The following is a 13545-nucleotide window of genomic DNA, read 5'->3' on the forward strand; positions in this document are numbered from 1 at the left end:
TCTTGGAAGTCGATAAAATCTTTTCCTCCATTAATCTCCGGGAGGGCAGGCACATCCTGACAACAGGTTACGGATGAATGAGTGCGATATGAATCGCTATGAGTTTCTTTGTCAGGATTTCATGATCGTACCGCTCGCATACGGTAATCCTTGCCTCATTTCCCATACGACGGCGATCATCGGGATTATTATTCATCCATTCCACAGCACTTTTCAGGGAGATTACATCCCGGGATGGCACAAGGAGCCCGTTTTTCCCCTGCTCGATAATCTCCGGGCATCCTCCCACGTCAGAGGTTATTGCAGGGATACCACAGGCAAATGCTTCCATGACAACAGCGGGTACCGCCTCAGTATACGTAGGGAGAAGGAGGCAGTCCGCTGCATTCAGCCATTGGCGGATTTCCCCGGGATTTTTCGGCCCTGTAAATATGCAATTTTGGGGATGATCCGGTACCTGTCCCGGCCCCACGAAGATAAAAAGGAAGTCCGGGCAGATTCTCGCAACCTGGATAATTTCAAAGATCCCTTTCCACCGGTGAAGTCTTCCTACAAAAAGGAATATTGTCTTTTCCATTGACAATCCAAGGATCCGGCGTGCCTCCTCTTTGGATCCGGGAGTGAAGAACCGTGTGTCAACGCCGGTATGAACAGCTGCAGAACGTTCTGGATCAAGACCGAAACGCAGGAGAGGCGTTTTCATTTCCTCGCTTGCAGTAATCACGTATGCGGCCTGGCGGATCATCGAGCGGGTGATATGCCCGTAAAGCCGGTTTTTAAACGGGAAAATGCGGGCATCATCACCATGAAATTTTAGTATGAGAGGGACATCCTTGCGCCCAAACACTGCCGGAATGATACTGCTGTGGGGGATATATTCCGCCTGCATCAGGTCAAGATCCTTATTTCGTGCGAGACGAAGCGACTCATAATAAAAGGGGATGTAACCGACAGGAGAGTTATGTGAATTCACCGCCTTTTTTACCATAACACCACAGGATTCGAGATCCCTGACCATCTGCTGTATGAAGATTCCGCGATAGTCCCCCTCATACGCAGGATACATATTGGCAAACAGGCCGAGAGTATACGATTCCATGGCTACCTAAATAATTCCCATCTCGCTCAGTCGTGCCGGCAAATATTTTTTCGTGACAAAGTCCAGCCCCCGTGCAGCAAATGCCTGCTGTTCTGACTTCAGGTTCATCTCGATCTGCAGGTTTATCTGTTTTCTCCAGTAGTCCGTGGCAAATCGTGGATCGGTGAGCTCGGCCTTGAGCGCCTCGACATCCTTGTCAGTCAGTTTGTCCGAAGGCAGGTTGTAGTCCCGGATATCGCTTGGCTGCAGTCCGAGGAACTGGGACTTCGGGGTTGCGAGCAACTCGGACATGTGGGCGCTCTTGATTGCACCGTATGCGACCGATGCAAAGATGCGGTACGACCACGGGTCGCCATCGGTAAAGACCATCACCGGGAGATCCCAGTTCGAACTGATCTTGTTGAGCATCCGCCGCGTCGAACGCGCCGGCTGGCCCTTGAGGTGGACGAGGATCGCATTGTGCTCCTCGTCAAACCCGTTCTCGATCAGACGGTCGTACATACCACCTGTTTCTATGGCGATGACGAACTTTGCATCGTGATCCACGAACTCGATATTTTCCACGTTGTTGGGGATGGTGTACCCGGCCTGACCGACATCATCCTGGCAATGGATCGTCTTCATCCCCCGCCGGGTCTCCTCCCGGATCCGCATCGGACCGTAGATGGAAGCACCGTTCTCTTCGGGATGGAGGTGGAATCCTTCGCGGGGGACATCCGAGAGGATCTCAAGGTCCTCGATTAAGAAGTTGCTTTCATCCTGTGCGCCGAACTTCGCGCGTTTCCATCCCTCGGAGATGTAATACATTTCTCTTAATGTCGAGGACCGGTTCTCTTTGAGCTGCTGCTTGATGAACCCGATCACGTAGGCCATCTTCAGCAGGTGCGTTGCGCTCTTTGCCGAGGCGGCGGTGCGCATGCTCTCCTTGTCCCCGTACTTCCAGACCTCGCTCGCATCATCGAACTCGATATTGTACTTCGTACGGGTCGGGAGGGAAATGGACGGGATCTCCCCCGACTTCATCTGGTCGTACCATGCAGTCGCGATCCGGAGCAGGGCTGCCAGCGATTTCTTCTCCAGTTCTTCCTTAGACATCGAGATCCACCACCATTTTCTTCGCGTCATCTATACCGCGGATCTCGAGGATTCCCCCGCCTTTCCCTGAATAGGAGATGCGCGAGACTTCCTTGGGAGGCACGACAATCTTCCATACTTTCGTGAACTGCCCGTCCATCTCACTCACAAAATCCGCTTTCGGACTTGCGTCGGCCGCATTGTCGCCCGAGATATCGTAAACCGAGATCTCGCCATCAGAGCCACTGTAGTTGGAGAGCTCGATCGTGACCTTCCCGTCGCGGGTCCATCTCTTGACGATCAGTTTCCGCATGAGCTTGCCTTCGATCGGGGAAGTGTCGACAAGCGGTTTTTCCACGATCTCGCTCACCTTCTCCGCGATCTCGGGGATGATCGCACAAACGGCGCGGGCCCGGTCCTCGGCCAGCTTGCCCTTGTCCCGGCGGGAGACGAAGAGCTTGAGATCGCGGCCGAGATCCTGAAGCGCGAGCACAATCTCCTTCTCAATCTCCGGTATGCTTGCGATCGCGTCCTTGCTTTCACTCGTAAACGGAACGTTGGTGGATGCGACGTGGACCAGAATCAGGATGGAACCGGTAGGCAATCCCTGTTGCGAGATGTTATAGGATTTCCAGTTCACCCGCGAGATGCATTCCGTGATCGCACAGGCACCCTGCTGGTACATGAGAGGGACGCGGTTGGCAAACCGGAGGATGATCGCATTTCCTTCGGCAGGAAGCTTGCCGCCATACCCGATCGCTGCTTCTACCATGAATGAGTGGCCCGAGAAGACCGCGCTCGGTCGGGTGCGGGCGGCAACAAAATCCATCTGGAACTCCTTATCGAGCCCGCGCCGGATCAGTTCCTCACCAATCGGGGAGAGGCACTGGGATGACGGGGGTGCGGGAACGACAACTGCCTGCATGGCTGCAAGCAGCGCCTTGAGCTGCTCGGGGTTCAGCCCGTTTACCGTGATTGTAGATTTCAGGCCGGCCCTGTCGCACATATCCTGGGCAGACTTCTTTCCGACCCGGCTGAACCCGTTCACGAGAAAATCGAGAAGGTTTTCCTCACTGGCTGCCGCCATCCGTTTGAGCTGCCCGAACTCGATCCCGTGCGGGTGCGGCTGGATGGCAACCGGGCAGGCAATCACTTCCTGGCTGACGCGCTCGAACGTAAATGCTTCATCGTCCAGTTCCACGCGGAAGCGGGCATGCGGATTGACGATGGAAGTGTACCGGAGGTATTCGAGCAGCTTCTTCTTTGCCGCCATTGTGCTCCTGAACTCAATCTGTACACGGGTACCGTGGATCCGGTCCCATTCGAACGGCCCCTCGGAGATGATATCCGGCTCATTAGTCTCGATCTTTATCTGGATCTCGAACCGGTGCGCAGATTCCTTATGCCCGGTACGGGAGATGATGACCGTGGGAAGACCGCTCGTGAGCTGGGCATAGAGAACAGCGGCCGAGATGCCGATACCCTGCTGGCCGCGGGTCTGCCGGATCTGGTGGAACCGCGAGCCGTAGAGAAGCTTGCCAAAAACAAACGGCACCTGCGCCGGCACGATGCCGGGACCATTGTCCTCGACAATGATCCGGAAGATATCGTTGCCGGTCTTTTTGATGCTGATGAATATATCAGGAAGTACCTGCGCTTCCTCGCAGGCATCCAGCGCATTGTCCACCGCTTCCTTGATCGTGGTGATGACGCCGCGCGTCGGGGAGTCGAACCCGAGCAGGTGCTTGTTCTTCTCGAAGAATTCCGCTACACTGATACTGCGCTGCTGTTTTGCCAGTTCGTCAGCAAGAACCACGGGCCCCCCCCACCTCAGCTATGGCTTCCCCGAGGCCGACCGTTTTCTGCTCGCCGGTCTTCAGGTTCTTTAAGGTGACTTCGCCCGATTCCGCTTCCCGCTGGCCGATGACAACGGCAAAGTCCGCGGTTTTCGCGGCATGCGCAAGCTGGGCACCGAGTCCCCGCTCCATCAGATCCATCTCGGTGCGGATACCGGCATCGCGGAGAGCGCGACCCACTTCAAGAGCCCGTTTCCGGCCCTCACTTGTGCAGACCAGACCAACCACCGTATCCTTCCTGGCCCGGGTCTCGCCAAGGGAGACCATAACGCGATCAAAGCCGATTGCAAACCCGCAGGATGCTACATCATCACCACCGAAGAGATGGGCGAGACGGTACGCCCCGCCGCCAAGGATCTGGTTCTCTGCCCCGAGGTTCTCCGCGAATCCTTCGAACACGATCCCGGTATAGTAGTCAAGCCCGCGGGCGATCCCAAAATTCAGGGAATATTTTACACCTGCCGCATCAAGAGAGTCAATTGTCTGCTCCACCCGTTCCTTCTCAGGGATCGTACCGGCGATCTCGAAAGCTTCCGCAAGATCCCGGGTCGCCACAAGTGCAGTGAGGGAGGCAGCAAGATCCACCTTGTTCAGCGATTCGAGGGTCGCATTGAGCCCGTCAAAGTCCTTTTTGTCGAGGTGCACCCGCACCCTTCGCTGCATTGCAGGTTCGAGATCCTTTACCAGGTTCTTCATGAAGGAGAGGTGCCCGACTTTCAGATCATACGTGACGCCGGTTGCGTTCAGCATATCGGAAGCCAGCATGATCGTTTCCGCATCAGCAGCTGCGGTATCCGCACCTATGAGTTCGACCCCGAACTGCCAGAACTGGCGGTACCGGCCTTTCTGGGGCCGCTCGTACCGGAAACAGTCCGCATAGTAGCACCACCGGAGGGGTTTGGGAGCTACTTTCGCTTCGTTGATGTACATCCGGATGACTGCGGCAGTGATCTCGGGACGAAGGGCCATCTTCCGGCCGCCCTTGTCCTCGAAGACATACATCTCCTCTATGATCCCTTCTCCGGACCGCATCGTGAAGAGTTCCAGATCCTCGAACTCCGGTGTGCAGACCTCGCGGTATCCCCAGCAACGCGCCACTTCCCGCAGGCGCCATTCGACAGCCCGGCGGGCTTCCATCTCATCCGGTAAAAAGTCCCTTGTCCCTCGCGGTTTCTGGAGCATGATATAAAATCCCTATCCTCATTTTGTTCGCAAACTATTATCTCTTGTTCGCCCGTTTTCTCTGCACGCTGCCAAGGAAGCGCTCGGGTGTTCCCTCGCCACTCCAGATCTTCTCTTTTTTGCGGTTGACCTGCAGGTAGAGAGCGCCAAGGATCAGTCCGAGCCCGAGAATCTCGTAATCCGGCATGAACCACGTGACCTGGAAGCCAAGGGATGCGAGCGCGCCATATGCCACACCCCAGTACGCGGCCTTCCGGTAGCCGGGCAGGCCGGTCCGTAAAAAGATCCTGGCATCCCGCAGCCAGAGGAAGATGACCGAGACGGTCCCGAAGATCGCAACATAGACCAGGTACGACATGGCAATGAACTAACTTATTATGCGCCGTTCCATATCTGTATTATTGAACCATGCCAACAAACCCGACGTTACAGGATCTTCTTGCCCGGTACCGGGACGGGAAGATCTCCCTCGAGGCTGCAGCTGAGGCGATTGAGGGGCTCCGGCTCGAGAGGATCGGTGACTTTGCCTGCCTTGATCTCGGCAGGAACGTGCGGTGCGGCATGCCTGAAGTCATTCTTGCCGAAGGAAAGGATCCTCACCACCTGGCAGAGATTACGATCCGTCTTGCGGAAACTGCCGGCCGATGTGTAGTTACGCGCGTTGACCCGGCGCAGGCATCGCTGATCTGCGAACGTGCGGGTCATGCAGGTATTCCTGCAGAATACCGGGAAGCCGGGCGCGTGCTGGTGGTCGGGAAGGCCTCCGCACCGAAACCCACCGGGGGGATCGTGGCAATAATTACTGCGGGCACTTCCGATATCCGGGTAGCGGAAGAGGCACGTGTGATTGCAGAGGAGATGGGTTGTGTTGTCAGGACCGCATACGATGTAGGTGCAGCAGGCATTCACCGGTTGTTCCCGGCACTCAAGCCTTTGCTTGGAGCACATGCATTTATTGTCTGTGCCGGGCGCGAGGGGACGCTCCCTGCGGTGGTCGCGGGGCTTATCGATAAGCCGGTTATCGGAGTACCGGTCAGCGTCGGGTATGGCTACATGGGTTTGGGGCAGGCCGCGCTTGCCAGTATGCTCCAGTCCTGTTCGGTCGTGGCCGTAGTAAATATTGACGCCGGGTTTACTGCCGGGGCATTTGCAGCACGGATAGCAAACAACGGGGTATCACCATGAAGCGCGGGTTTTATATCGGCAGATTCCAGCCGTACCACAACGGACACCAGTCTGTGCTTGAACACATCGCGAAGCATGTGGATGAGATCATCATCGGCGTCGGGAGCGCGCAGCTCTCCCATAACGTAGCCAATCCGTTCACCTCCGGCGAACGCGTACTGATGATCACCCGTGCACTCTCATCACTCGACTGCCCATTCTATGTGATCCCGATTGAGGATATCCAGCGCAATGCGCTCTGGGTGGCCCATGTCCGGTCTATGACCCCGCCATTTGATACCTGCTATTCGTCAAACCCTCTTGTAGTCCAGCTTTTCAAAGAGTCTGGTGTTGACGTGCAGTCTCCGGCAATGTACGAGAGAGAACTCCTCAGCGGTACCGAGATCCGGAGGCGCATGCTTGCAGGAGAGCCATGGAAAGAACTGGTCCCGCGCGCTGTTGTCCAGGTTCTCGATGAAATTGAGGGGACTGCGCGGCTGTGCCAGATTGCCCGGGACGATTGATCGCCGTTTGCAGATGACGGTTGAGAGGCACGCAGTGAAAATAGCGGTGACAACCCATGCATGAGTTCATACGAAAGATCTTTGGCGGGAACCGATCAGCGATAAAGACCATTGCATTTGATTCAATCCCCGTCTGGATAGCTGAGCGTGAGACAAAAAACCGGACCATTCTTCTTTCAGATACGGGTGAGCCGATCCGCACTATCAGGAATGCCGCTGCCCAGCTCCAGCTTATTGTCAACAGTGTAGAAAACGCTGAACACGACTCCGAACTCCACCCAAAACTCAAAAGTATAGCGAAGAACTCCCTCCCACTCTTTGTAAAAGCCATGAACGCTTCCCTGGCAAAGGAACTCCCCGAAGATCCCGAGGAGTTCTACACGGCGGCTGTCGAATGCGTGAAAGGCTGCCTCAACAGTGCGCGGGGACAGGGCAGGTATCTCCAGGTTGTCTTTCCGGAAGAGATGAAAAGCATCAAGATGGGCATCGATGCGATGGGCCGGGAGATCAATATTGTCACGGGATTTCTCGTAAAGTACAAGAGAGAGATGCAGGATATTGCAGTAGTACGCTCGGTATTTGCGACGGTTAAGGACCTGAAATCAGATTTCCACAAATCAGCTGATAAAGACCGGCGCATAGCTCTGAGAATTACAGAAATTACCAGCCGTATCGAGACAATAGGGAACGAAGAACTGGCACTTGCGGACGATGAGCGGCAGGCCGGCGTGGCGGCAAAGAAAAATGAGCTTGCCGGCATTACAAAGGCACGTGATGAAGTTGCACGATCATATTCCGCACTTTCCATGACCGCATCGCATGTCTTCCGGAAAGCGGAAAAGATTGCAACCCGTCAGCACCACACACAGGAGATTGCTCTGATAAATAGCGCAATGGATCTTCTCTCAAGCCATGAGGTCCCGGACGCTGATCAACTTTATGAGATCCTTTTTGAGGCTTGTCCAATCGCAGAGAAGATGATAGCAGCCGGGGATATTGCCCTGAAAAACAAGGAGGAGCGGACAATTTTTTCCGATATACCACAGTTCTGCACTACAATACGCAGAACCTGCCGGGAACTGGTCACCCGGGAAGAGGAGTACCGGAAAACAGAGGAGGCACTGGTCACCGATCCGCTGCTCATGAAGATCGGTTCGCTTGGGCGTGAAAAAGCGCAACTGAAATCCATGCTGGAAAAAGAGCAGCATGCACAGCGCGATCTTGCAGAGTGGCGCGTAAAAACCCAGGAGAGAATTCCGGCGTTAACAGAAGATCTGCGTAAAAAAATAGAGAGAGTGGAAGAGAACGTGCAAATTCAGATTAATGACCAGATGCCGTCATGAGGGTGACAGGCCGGCAGGGTGTTCCGGTGATCAGGTTTCATTCTCATATTCTTCCAGATCCGAGACCATCTCATCGACATGCTCTATGAGCCAGTTGAGCTTTTCCTGATTCAGGTCTTCAGTCAACATTATTTTCATGGGATCCAATACTCCAATTCCAGCGGGTGTGCCGGAATGATCCTGGGAGATTTGTTTTGATTCACCGGGATTTTATCTCGATGAAATCTTCCAGTTCTCTCTGGCTTGCCGGAGGATAATCCGACCAGCCATAGCAGTCCTGAAGCATTTTGGCTATAACGTTTGAGAACGTCATATTCCCACGTTTGAGTGTGAGAAGCGCCTCATACACGTCAGGGTCAATCCGGATCGACCGCCCCTCTCCTGCACGAGGCATAATTACCACTTTGTGGTCACAATATATAAATATTTCTGATAAAATGGAAAAATACGCGTCTGACTTTAAATAAAGTCGACCCGGGGAACCTGAAATGGCGAGATCTGCTTAAATGTCCGGTAAGAAAAAATCCCAAAAAAATGATAGTCCACAGATTTTCTCAGGAGTCCGGGAGTATACGGATGAACGAGAACGTAGAGAAATCCGTGTAGGCAAATTCCGGTACATCCCCGTGGCACCCCCCGACTCGCAGCAGTGTCGGGCAGTCAAGGGGAATCCGGGCCACTTCAAGAGGTATGACCGTGTCATTCTGTTTCAGTTCAAGCGGTGTGAAATCAAGCCGCTGTTCCACAATACCATCCATCGTTTTCCTGCAGCAGATATGCTGGTGCTGGTGACCGCAGCACATATGGGTCAGGCCACGCTGCTCGAGCGCATCGAATGCCATCGAAGCGGTGTAATGGTATCCGGTAAAAAAATCCCCGCTCTGGTGGGAAAGCCGTTGCCAGCACTTCAGCCGGAGGGTCTGGGTTCCGAGATCCAGGGGGCCGCCATGCACGAAAAGCATTCCCTTATCGGCCCATTCCATGGGCATCGCATCGAATACCGACAGAAGCGGGGAATCGCGGAGCTGTTCATGCCGGTAAGTACTTGCCGCATCGCTCCCGCTGACAAGGATACCGTGAAGAAAGGCGTGATCGTGGTTGCCAAGTACAGATACAAGGCGGAATTCCCGTGAAAGGGTATGGATCTTCTCAAGGGTTTCCTGGGGACGGCTCCCGCGGTGGAGGAGATCTCCGAGATTTACAAGTATGTCAACAGATCCGAAGTCCTTCTTAAATGAGGGTGAACGGATGCAGGTCGCAAGTGATCCGATAGCAACTGCATCGGCGTGTACATCAGAAAAAATTACTGCACCCATACCGGTGGGAAATATTAGTGCTTCATTCTCATATAAACCATTGATACCGGGAGTTCAACATATCAGGAAAACCGGATTAAGATACGTTCATGAGATAAGGATCATAAAACTACTATCAGACCAAACGCAGGATACCACCACGATGACGATAATACCATCCGGGATTTCCTGACAACTGGATATGATAAACACACTCATGTGAGGATCGTACATTATGGAACAGTTTCTTGACACCTATATCGAGCGCATGAGAGCATCCTATCCCGGGTTCCCACCAACCACTGCCCATGAGATCGCTTCTGCGTTCCTTGCCTTCAAATTCGGGATCTATGCAAATGCAGTCCGGGAATGCACTCATGCGATCTCTCTCATTCCGGACAGCGCTTCCAATGCAGCACTTAAAAAAGCACTTTCCATTGTCAGGGCAAATGCACAGGATCGCAACAATTCGCAGGTTACAGCCGATCTCACGGTTGCATTCTCCCCGGAAGAACGCAGGTTTACGGCAATCAATCTGCCAGAGGAGAAGATCGAGGATCCTGGCACCTATGAACTCGACAATGCCATCATCCTCGTTTATGTCGTGGCGCTGATCACCTCAGAAGACGATGAGGATGCACTGGAGGAGCACCGGAGGCTGATCGTCCGGCTCCTGACGGATTATAAGAAAGCGATGGGAATCGATTGAGTGTAACCTTCGCGCTGAATTTTTTGAAAACAATTTAAAAAATTCCGGATATCTGTCAGCACGACACCCCATGCTAAATGGCCTGACCAGCACAGCCACTGATCCCAAAAAACCCATAATATTGGTATCCTCGTGTAAAAATCTGCCAAAATCGCCCTATTTTGCGAAAAAGTCCAAAAATGAAGCCCATATAATATCCTCCAGAGCCCCGCAATGCGTTTTAGCGGGCCGCCGCGGGGGTGCCCCGTCGGGGGCAGGGGGTCTGGAGCCCCCCTCATGTGGCAGGCAAACCCGCAAGATCCATGAGGGGCAGGGGGGTCACACAAAATACACTGCCCGACCCCCCCAACACACGTTGTTCATTCCGACCCTCTTCTGCAGGAAAAGTTCACGTCGTAAATTCACAACAATTCCGCACCAAAATCAGGCCGGAATATGGATGGGGCTGGGGGGTCGGACCACTTTTTTTCAAAACGTAACGACCCTGAAACCCGGGCGACCCGGGCCCGGACCGCGATCCCGGAGCAGGAATTACCGTCAACAATTCCATGGAAATGCGGGCATTGTCCATAAGCAGATTCGGCCTGATGGAAGATCGATTTTATGGTGCCCGACCCCCCATCACCCTCGTACAACATGGTAAAAACGGACAGGAACAATCAAACTCCCTGCTGAAATTAAAAAAATCCTGGTTGATCAAATTTTCGAGGGATCCCCGCCACAGGGCCTCTCCGTGGAATGAGTGGGTCGCAGAACCGCGAATTCAAGAAGTTCGTACGAACTTCGAGGCATGGCGGGGCAGGGAGGTTTTTTAGATTGGTGTTTAGTTACTGATCCGCCGCGGGGGCGGCAGTGTTAATCGTAACAGGTGCAACAACGTACACGAAATCAGGAAATAATCATAAAAAAATGTCGGACAGCCCACTTACAGGCTGTCCATACTAATCCCGCTGAAGTCCTGGGCAACTTCCCGGATATCCTTGACACCAAACGCGGTCTGGACCTGCGTGAGTTCCAGCTGATTTGCCGCATCGCACATGTAATCGAGGATATCAACCGAGAGTTCCTTCTGGATCTTGCTCTTGCGCAGCTGGTCCACCAGCGCCGACATCTTCTCAGGAGGCTCCATGCGGAGTTTTGCAAGGCTCATGACACACATGTAGATCCTTGTTAAGTTCCGGTCAGTACCGGTGATGCAGTCAAAGAAGTTCCTGATCACCTGTGCCTGGTAAATTTCTCCACTCATTCTCATCCACCTCCTGGTTCTTTCTTCGGTAATTTCACTTTACCTTTTGCCCGCTTATAAACCTTGCGGGGAAAATGTCTTTTTTGTCGCAAAAAAACGGAAATTTGCCGGTATTTTTACAAAGTGCGGCTGCATTGTCTGACAATTGCATGACAAACGTCATACAGCCGCCGCAGGGCCCCGCACTTACTTGGCGGCACTCACGATCTTGATCACGTCGCCATTCTTCAGTATATGGGTCTCCTTAATCCGCATCTTGGTGCGGGCGTCGATGGCGTACAGGAAACCCTTGCCGATCTCCGTATGGACCTGGTACGCGAGATCGTGCGGCGTGGATCCTTTCTTCATCAGGAAGGCGTCGGGCAGCACATCGCCCTGCTTGTTGCAGTAATGGTTCTCATCCTCGACCGGGTAGACCACGATCATATCGAGCAGCTCGAAGACTGCCTTGTTGATTACCTGCTGTACACCGGTGCCTTTGCACTGCTTCATCACGTCAGCAATCTTTGCAAGGCCGGCCTTCTGGGCCGGTGAGAGCGTGCTCTCATTTGCAATTTTGAACATCTCGTCGCCCGGCAGGTACTGGATCACGTGGGCAGCCGCGGCATTGCGCAGGGCCAGTTCCGATGCCGCGCTTGCAAAGAAGACCTGCTCCCCTGCGAGTTTCGTGCGGAGTGCTTCCGGTGTCTCATCGAACTTGTTCCCGACAACGAGCATCGGTTTTGAGATCTTCACGATCTCCGCGCAGAGCGGGACGAGATCATCCATGGTCGCATGGACGAGATCGAGCTTGAGTTTCAGTTCGATGTCCCGCACATCTTCTGTCGTGATACCAAGGCCGGTGAAGGACTCGGCAATGCCCTGCTGGATCGCCGCGCCTTTTCCCTGGGACTGTCGGCTGATCCGGGTCCAGTGTTTGTCCAGGATGCCGTAGACCCACATGGTCATCTCAAAACCGAGGAACTTCACATCCTCCGCGGGATCATGGTTACCGACACCGACCGGGTTCCCTTCGCTGTCCGTGCCCCCGCTCGCATCGATGATATGCAGGATGGCATCGGCCTGCCGGAGGTTGTCGAGGAACTGGTTGCCCAGTCCTTTTCCTTTGTGCGCATCGGGCACGAGGCCCGCCACATCGATCAGGTTCACGGCAACAAACCGGCTGCCGTCAACACAATGGCTGCATTTGACATTCAGTTCCGTGCAGGCGCACTTCGTTCGTACATATGCCACGCCAAAGTTCGGGTTGATGGTCGTGAACGGGTAGTTGGCAATCTCGGCATTCGCCATAGTGGCAGCCTTGAAAAACGTGGATTTTCCGCAGTTTGGTTTTCCTGCAAGGGCAAGCGTGAGCATGATCTGTTCCTCATCGGGTCTGGATTGAGAATGGGTAAAATGATGTCCGGAGGTACCGGCATGAATCTGACAAAGTTTTTCCACTACGGCTTATTAAAAGGTACTTATGACATTTGTTGAGAGAAAATGCTACTTTTTTGATGCGCCCGGGGCAGGGAACACTGCCGATGCGGCGCGCTTTTCCCGTGAGCGGGCAGCGGAGATCGGGGTAAAAACGGTAGTAGTCGCGAGTTCTTCCGGCAAGACCGCGCAGGTTTTTTCTGAAGCCCTCAAAGGCTCTGGAATCCAGCTGGTCGTTGTCACGCATGTTATGGGGTTCACAAAACCCGGAGAATGGGAATTTTCAAAAGAGATTGCTGCGGAACTGCGGAAGCAGGGGGTCACCATCGTCACCGGCACCCACGCGCTGTCTGGGCTCGAAAGGGCGATCTCCCGGTCTCCACGAATCGGTGGCGGCTCACGGACCGAGGCAATTGCCGAAGCACTCAGGAGAATTGTTGCGGTCGGGCTGAAAGTTGCCGTCGAATGCGTCCTGATTGCGGCCGACCAGGGTGCAATCGGGGTGGATGACGAGGTGATTGCAGTCGGGGGTACGGCAACCGGCGCGGATACGGTCTGCGTGATCAGGCCTGCCCACACCGCCAGCTTCTTCGATCTCCAGGTGCGGGAGATCGTTGCCATGCCAAGGGTCCGGTAA

Annotated in this window: 14 protein-coding genes; 5 read left to right on the plus strand and 9 right to left on the minus strand. The window is 54.1% G+C overall.

Features of this window, described 5'->3' with window-relative positions; all coding sequences use genetic code 11:
• Positions 1 to 67 precede the first annotated feature (67 nt).
• Genes ABSE13_RS01080 through ABSE13_RS01100 form a run of 5 tightly spaced genes read right to left on the minus strand, consistent with a single transcriptional unit; the run spans position 68 to position 5569 of the window.
• Entirely contained in the window at positions 68 to 1099 is a 1032-nt protein-coding gene (locus ABSE13_RS01080; protein WP_424026625.1) for a glycosyltransferase family 4 protein, read from the minus strand.
• A gap of 6 nt (positions 1100 to 1105) precedes the next feature.
• Positions 1106 to 2194 carry a DNA topoisomerase IV subunit A gene (locus ABSE13_RS01085; RefSeq protein WP_424026626.1) on the minus strand — a complete coding sequence of 363 codons (1089 nt, stop codon included), beginning with the start codon at positions 2192 to 2194 and terminating at the stop codon, positions 1106 to 1108.
• Positions 2187 to 3989 carry a DNA topoisomerase VI subunit B gene (locus ABSE13_RS01090; protein ID WP_424026627.1) on the minus strand — a complete coding sequence of 601 codons (1803 nt, stop codon included), beginning with the start codon at positions 3987 to 3989 and terminating at the stop codon, positions 2187 to 2189. Before ABSE13_RS01090 ends, ABSE13_RS01085 begins: the two co-directional genes overlap by 8 nt.
• Positions 3976 to 5211, minus strand: coding sequence for a histidine--tRNA ligase (hisS, locus tag ABSE13_RS01095; protein WP_424026628.1), 1236 nt, complete (start codon positions 5209 to 5211; stop codon positions 3976 to 3978). The genes ABSE13_RS01090 and hisS overlap by 14 nt, the downstream gene beginning before the upstream one ends.
• 37 nt (positions 5212 to 5248) lie before the next feature.
• Positions 5249 to 5569 (minus strand): ABC transporter permease, encoded by a 321-nt coding sequence (locus tag ABSE13_RS01100; RefSeq protein ID WP_424026629.1) that lies wholly within the window; start codon positions 5567 to 5569, stop codon positions 5249 to 5251.
• Positions 5570 to 5619: 50 nt separating this feature from the next.
• Here ABSE13_RS01100 and larB point away from each other — a divergent pair, with 50 nt between their 5' ends.
• From larB to ABSE13_RS01115, 3 genes are read left to right on the plus strand one after another with little or no spacing between them, the layout of a single operon-like run.
• On the plus strand, positions 5620 to 6396 hold the full coding sequence (larB, locus tag ABSE13_RS01105; RefSeq protein ID WP_424026630.1) for a nickel pincer cofactor biosynthesis protein LarB: 777 nt from the start codon (positions 5620 to 5622) through the stop codon (positions 6394 to 6396).
• A complete protein-coding gene (locus ABSE13_RS01110) occupies positions 6393 to 6899 on the plus strand; it encodes a nicotinamide-nucleotide adenylyltransferase (RefSeq protein ID WP_424026631.1) in 507 nt (168 codons plus the stop codon). The genes larB and ABSE13_RS01110 overlap by 4 nt, the downstream gene beginning before the upstream one ends.
• Positions 6900 to 6955: 56 nt before the next feature.
• Entirely contained in the window at positions 6956 to 8242 is a 1287-nt protein-coding gene (locus ABSE13_RS01115; RefSeq protein ID WP_424026632.1) for a hypothetical protein, read from the plus strand.
• Between the two features lie 199 nt (positions 8243 to 8441).
• Here the strand turns inward: ABSE13_RS01115 and ABSE13_RS01120 are convergent, their stop codons facing one another.
• Together ABSE13_RS01120 and ABSE13_RS01125 are read right to left on the minus strand one after the other, a co-directional pair.
• Positions 8442 to 8636: an antitoxin VapB family protein gene (locus ABSE13_RS01120; RefSeq protein WP_424026633.1), complete on the minus strand. Its 195-nt coding sequence runs from the start codon at positions 8634 to 8636 to the stop codon at positions 8442 to 8444.
• Positions 8637 to 8796: 160 nt separating this feature from the next.
• Complete coding sequence (locus ABSE13_RS01125; RefSeq protein ID WP_424026634.1) at positions 8797 to 9558, minus strand: metallophosphoesterase family protein; 762 nt, start codon at positions 9556 to 9558, stop codon at positions 8797 to 8799.
• Between the two features lie 214 nt (positions 9559 to 9772).
• Here ABSE13_RS01125 and ABSE13_RS01130 point away from each other — a divergent pair, with 214 nt between their 5' ends.
• On the plus strand, positions 9773 to 10246 hold the full coding sequence (locus tag ABSE13_RS01130; protein ID WP_424026635.1) for a hypothetical protein: 474 nt from the start codon (positions 9773 to 9775) through the stop codon (positions 10244 to 10246).
• Positions 10247 to 11171: 925 nt separating this feature from the next.
• Here the strand turns inward: ABSE13_RS01130 and ABSE13_RS01135 are convergent.
• Positions 11172 to 11492, minus strand: a complete 321-nt coding sequence (locus ABSE13_RS01135) for a hypothetical protein (protein ID WP_424026636.1) — start codon at positions 11490 to 11492, stop codon at positions 11172 to 11174.
• Between the two features lie 186 nt (positions 11493 to 11678).
• Positions 11679 to 12848 carry a redox-regulated ATPase YchF gene (locus ABSE13_RS01140; protein ID WP_424026637.1) on the minus strand — a complete coding sequence of 390 codons (1170 nt, stop codon included), beginning with the start codon at positions 12846 to 12848 and terminating at the stop codon, positions 11679 to 11681.
• 106 nt (positions 12849 to 12954) lie between these two features.
• Between ABSE13_RS01140 and ABSE13_RS01145 the strand changes: the two genes are divergently transcribed.
• Positions 12955 to 13545: a pyruvate kinase alpha/beta domain-containing protein gene (locus tag ABSE13_RS01145; RefSeq protein WP_424026638.1), complete on the plus strand. Its 591-nt coding sequence runs from the start codon at positions 12955 to 12957 to the stop codon at positions 13543 to 13545.

Origin of the sequence: Methanoregula sp. (genome assembly GCF_049518935.1) — an archaeon.
In the GTDB taxonomy this organism is placed as follows: domain Archaea; phylum Halobacteriota; class Methanomicrobia; order Methanomicrobiales; family Methanospirillaceae; genus Methanoregula.